The organism is Pseudovibrio sp. Ad26 (genome assembly GCF_001623285.1).
Classification (GTDB): domain Bacteria; phylum Pseudomonadota; class Alphaproteobacteria; order Rhizobiales; family Stappiaceae; genus Pseudovibrio; species Pseudovibrio ascidiaceicola.
The window spans coordinates 1-5743 of sequence record NZ_LMCE01000112.1 but is presented as its reverse complement, the minus strand read 5'-3'; the positions used below and the strand labels follow the sequence as shown (position 1 = coordinate 5743).

The following is a 5743-nucleotide window of genomic DNA, read 5'->3' as shown; positions in this document are numbered from 1 at the left end:
CGTCAGCTGCAGCGCTGGCGGTCCTTGTGTATTGCCCCATTGTTCACTCCTAATCTAGTGATCATGGGCCAAAACACTCCATTACTCAAATCGATCGATTTGTCCATAAGGCGTCGCCGACAAACATATGTGAAGCGCCCGATAAGATAAGCGGCATTTTGAGCCCAAAGTGGCTCTGGAATGGAGTTGTCCCCGTTGTCCCCCTCAGATATATCGTTGAGGTTTTTGCATCTATGCAGGGCAAATAGAAGCGTGAAATCTGATCTCGATCATGTGTAAAAAAATATATGTTTTCATTGGATTAAATGCGGAGCCGTATCAGCAAGAAAACACTAACAAAGTGTTAACACGCTCTTTTCAATGTATTTTACCAATAAAAATTTATTTATAATTTGAAATCTGAAATTTTTAAATGAGACTTTTTCGAATGAAACATAGTGCAATTTAACAGCACTAATATCTATGGGCATATTTCTATTGGGAGAGAAGTAAAATTGAATACATTTATTTATTCTTATGAAAATAGTTAGACTATTTTAGATGATGGGTAATAGCTTCACCTTATAAATCAGGTGAATATTTCGTAAGGTAAGATTGTTGGAGGCATTGTATGTAGGGGCGTATAAAATGAATTCATTGACTGCTGCACTAGAATTTATTGAATCTGTTAATAATGAAGAGACACCTGATCTTGTTTCTAAGCGTCTTGCTGAACTTGGTCAGTCTTTTGGCTTTACAAGTTTTTGCCTTGCTGCGATCCCCGAAGCTAACGCATCCTTTGATGGGTCTATTATGTTGAGTGGTTGGCAGCCTGAATGGCAACAACGTTATCTCGACCGTGATTACGTACAAAACGATCCGATTGTCGCGAAAGCGCGTACTGCTAGTCGTCCATTCCTTTGGTCCAGCGTTGCTCGTGATAGCAATCTTTCTGCAGCTGCACAGCAAGTTCTGTCAGAAGCGCGCGATTACGGAATGTATGACGGAGTGTGTGTGCCAGTGCGTGGCCTGCAGAACTATCAAGGCATGCTGACTTTTGGTGGACCAGAAGTTAGACTGAATGAACGCGAAATCAGTGTTCTTCATCTGGTTGGTATTTATGCGAATAATAAAGTGCGTGAACTAGCTGGTTCAAACATCAGCCGCGCTCGTCATCGTATTACTCCTCGTGAACTTGAGTGCCTGAAGTGGGCAGCTGCAGGCAAGACAAGTTGGGAGATCAGTCAGATCCTAAATATCTCTCAGCATACTGCGGACTGGTATCTGGCTTCGGCAGCGAGAAAGCTGCATGCTTCGAATAGAACACACGCGGTAGCTGAGGGTTTTCGGTTCGGCCTTATTCGATAAGTCTTAACGACACCTACTTATGCTCTCGGCAGGATTCGCACCGCGCTTCCTGCTGTTTGCACTTTTACTGCATCCCGATTGTCACAATTCATCCGATCTGTAAGGTGCAGCTACTCGCGAGGCGATTACGGCGTTGACTGTAAGCTTTTCTCAGAGTGCTTAAGTTGCCGGTAAAGGTAGTAAAATCGCTCCCACTGGTTTTTTTGCCTCCAGATCAACGTCCCCCTTGTAGCTGAGAAGGTTGCCGAATGTGTTGCAGCGATTAGTTGAGCACACCAGACATTCAGGTCATTCGCTGCTGTGCAAAAATCTAGGTCAACAGCAGGTCATTGCTAACGAGTAGGGCCATTACCGGACATTCACACAGATCAATCAATAGTTGAGGCAGCCTAGATGGCAGAAGGCCGTGTTCTGGGCGGGGATAAATTAGCGGGTTTGGTGGATATAGATTCTCGACAGTTGGAGAGCATTTGCCCGCCACATATGTTTTCAGGTGACGGGCAGGTTTATGTGGGGTTGGTGGTTTTGCGCAGGCAGGAGAGCCGTCAGAATTTCAGAGCAATGTTTGCTTTGAGCCCCTGATCGGTGAAGCCGGAACCAAACCTGCCATCGTATGCCAGACCCAAGGTCGTGCTATGTCCCAGATCCACCGATGCTCCCAGATTCAGCAGGAGGGCATCTCTGGCAATCGGGATACCGGCAACGGAGAAGTCATCGCCTCCGGCAAAGGCATGATTGACAACAGGTGTTACATCACCAAACGCATGCTGCCAGGCAGCTTGTGCTGATAGCTTCGCGGTGAATTGACCAAGGTTCGCCCGTGTCTCTGCACGCAGCCCGATACTGGTGAAGGTGCTGTCCATTGTCTGGCGACCAGCCTTCAACGCAGCAGAGCCACCGGTTTCGGAGTACCCATCACTGGACAACTGGACGTAGGATATATTAGCAAAAGGCTCCAGACTGGTCGCGGTATAATCAAAACGATACCCCACTTCACCAAAGATCTGCGCAGTTCGCGCTGTGTAGGACCCTGACAGGTTCTCAGCAAAGTCAGTGAAGGCGACCGAACGAGTCGTGTCGATATCATGCCATGCATAGCTACCACCTGCGCGCACCCCCAGAGGCCCAAACTCTGTGCCACCATAAGCACCAAGGTGCAGCGTGTCCGCCGTCGCAGAGGAGTTTCTGCCATTCACTTCGAAGCTGCTGTTGTCGTAGCCACCGAAAAAGCCAAGACGGGAATTTTCGCCGATCTGGGCATCTCCACCCAGAAGGAAACCGCCGATCGACCGATCAAGCTCTGCGATATTGCTGTTTCTGCTCCAGCGTCCCCAGGACCCAAAACCTTGCCCCCAGAACGCGAGGCTCTCGCCAACGCGCTTTTCCACTTGCTCTTGTCCATCCGCTGCAACGGAATCCATTGCAACACGCGCACGGTTGAGGGCAGCCTCACGGGCAAAGCGGCTATCTTCAATCAGCGCTGTTTTTATTGAGGCATGGGCTTCACCTGAAAGCTGATCGAGTGCTCCTGCTGCATCCGAATTGGACAGGTTCAAGACTGAATTGAACAAGCCTCCGCTGCCAAGTGAGAACGCACCTTCACCTGTAGCACACTGATTAGCACTCATCCCGGAAATGCAGAACGTGCTGGATGCCATTTGAGAATTCAGATAAACGTTGCTCGCATCATATGACAGAGCAAAATCAAGGAACGCGAAGTCATCTGTTGGTGCGGGTGAATCAAAAGTTCCGGAGACGCCCCCTACAGCGCTCATAATCGTATAGACCGTATTTGCAGCGTAGGTTGAACCATCGTCAGTTCCGTTCTCCGGCTTAACATGTACGGTGCCACCATTGATCGTCACAGTCCCGCTGGCAGCCAGCAGATCGTTGTTGATGCCTGCTGCGTTGCCCCCATCATTCAACTCAACCTCAAAGGTTGAGCCACCATTGAAAACAAGAGAAGTCGCATTCAAAGTCCCGACGGAGTTTCCAGGTGCAACCACAGCACCTGAATTGAAAGCAACAGCCCCTACAGTCCCCGAACCACCAAGGCTACCGCCGTTGACTGTAACATCACCAATGGAGCCATTAACAACCAGCTCGCCACCCGAAACAGTAGTGCCGCCGGTATAGGTGTTGGTGCCACTCAGGATCGTGGTGCCAGCAAGCTGATTGACACTGCCATTCCCACTGATGTCTGCGGAGAACGTGTAGTCACTATCCGTGTGGTTGAAGTTGATCAGCCCGGTACCATCACCAAATTTAACCGCTGCCGCATTTAGAACCCCTGCGGCCTGCGCCGGGTTGCCAGCAGCAGCACCAATATTGAGCGTGCCATGGGAACCGGTCTCCCTGCCCAGATGAACGCTGTCCTCCACATCAACCACGCCACCATCTGAGATCGTCAGGGTACCTCTTCCGAGCAATCCGATGTTCATATAGTGGCTGTTTTCCCAGAGGGAGCCATCTCCGGACACGACTACGTCTCCCGAAGAACCACTCTGAAGACCGATAACCCCTTTCTGACTGCTCACCCGACCACCTTCGGCAATGGTCAGAGTTCCAGCCCCGTAATTTCCTACGTAAAGACTGATACCTTGTGTATTCAAACCGAAATTGTTCTTCCAATGTGACCCTTCTCCAGTCACCTCTACAGCCCCGGTTGAGCCTGCATAAGACCCGATCTGGCCATAACCGCTGGTAACTACTCCGCCCTCCAAGACACTCAAGGTTCCGTCTCCATCGCGTCCAATGCTAAAAGCCCCCCCAACTCGAAAACGTGCATCAGGGCCTGTCACCGTTACCGCTCCAGAAGAACCTGCGTCCGTAGCGACAACGGCATATATTCTTGCAGAAACATCACTGCCATCAGCAATGGTCAGAGATCCTGTTGCAGGGCTACCAACGCGAAAATTTTGGCCACCACTCAAGGTCGCACCATCCCTGAACTCCAGCGCTCCTTCTGAAACAGTGGTGGTGCCGTTATAGGTATTGTCACCCGTCAGGACGAGTGTTCCAAGACCAGTTTTTTCCAGTGAGCCAGTCCCTGTCAGGTTGGAAGCAATGGTTGAGGTAAAACCGGCGCCCGCACTGGTTCCCTCCCCAACCCTGAATGAAACGGTGTCAGCGCCAGCATTTATGATGATATCGCCACCAGTCACTGTGTAGCCATCCGCTGCGAACTGCATGCCTTTGGACACCGAAACCCCGGCGCTATCCACTACGATCGTGCCCGGTGTTCCCTGGAAAATCAGCGTGCTGTCCGGTTGATAAGGTGCACTTGCTGAGCCTGTGGCATCGGTCCAGTTGGTTCCTGCACTACTCCATGTGCCAGAGCCACCATGAACGGTTCCATCAGCACTTGTTACCGGTCCGTTCCAGAAGCTCAGCTGGTCCGGGTTCACCAGAAGGTTGACCTGTCCGGCTGTTGCAGTCTGCACGTTGTAAAGGAAACCTATTGGCCCAGTGCCTACCACCAGACTGTTATCGGTCAAACTGCCGCCATAGGTGATCAGATTATAGACCCCAGCGTCAAAGCCCCCCGCATCGGTAACGTTGAGCGTTCCATCCAGCGTCAGATCACCACCAACGGCGATGAGGTCGCTGTCTACGCCTGCTGTGCCGGAAGGAGATCCAAGCTCGAACTCCAGAACTGAGGCGGAAGTAAGATTGAGGTCGCCGTCGATGGTCAGTGTGCCAGGGCTGTTGCCTGCAGCAATCGTTCCGCTTGTGATTGTTGCCGAACCGTTGATCGTGCCCGAGCCGCCAAGGCTACCGCCATTGACTATAACATCGCCAATGGTGCCATCAACAACCAGTTTGCCTCCTGAAACGGTAGTGCCGCCGGTATAGGTGTTGGCACCGGTCAGGGTCGTGGTGCCCGATAGCTGGTTAACCCCGCCGTCTCCTATGATTTTTGGAGCGAACACGTAAGCGGTATCCGTGTGGTTAAAGTTGATCACCCCGGTACCCTCGCCAAATATCACTGCCTCTGTATCAAGGGTGCCTGCCTTCACAGCCGTCTCACCTGCCGCAGCGCCGATATTGAGTGTGCCTTGTGAAACGGCATCGTAGGCCAGCTTGACTTCACCATCTACATCCACGGTGGCGCCATCCGCGATCGTCAGCGTCCCGGGCGCACTATCTCCGACGATAATACGATCGCGACTCTCCCAAACGGAGCCTTCGCCCGTCACTGTAACAATACCCGAACTGGTCCCACTGAAGCTGGTACTGTCAAAGCCAATGTTGGCGAGACCAGAAGTTACCTTGCCGCCATTCTCTATTTTTAGGGAGCCGGCACCATACTGGCCGACCAAAAGAGAGCCTGCCTCCCAGATGGATCCGCCATCCGTCACAGTCACGGCACCTGTGGCATTAGGTCCACCTATGA

General features: G+C 51.5%; 2 protein-coding genes. One reads left to right on the top strand and one right to left on the bottom strand.

What is annotated here, in order from left to right; translation table 11 throughout:
- Nucleotides 1-627 precede the first annotated feature (627 nt).
- The gene (locus PsAD26_RS23050; protein WP_063312293.1) at nucleotides 628-1347 is read left to right on the top strand and encodes a LuxR family transcriptional regulator; all 720 of its coding nucleotides are present in this window, start codon (nucleotides 628-630) and stop codon (nucleotides 1345-1347) included.
- 545 nt (nucleotides 1348-1892) lie between these two features.
- On the opposite strand, the gene PsAD26_RS23045 is transcribed toward PsAD26_RS23050, so the two are convergent.
- Nucleotides 1893-5743, bottom strand: a 3851-nt coding sequence (locus tag PsAD26_RS23045; protein WP_063312292.1) for an autotransporter domain-containing protein, incomplete at its 5' end; no start/stop codon positions are given.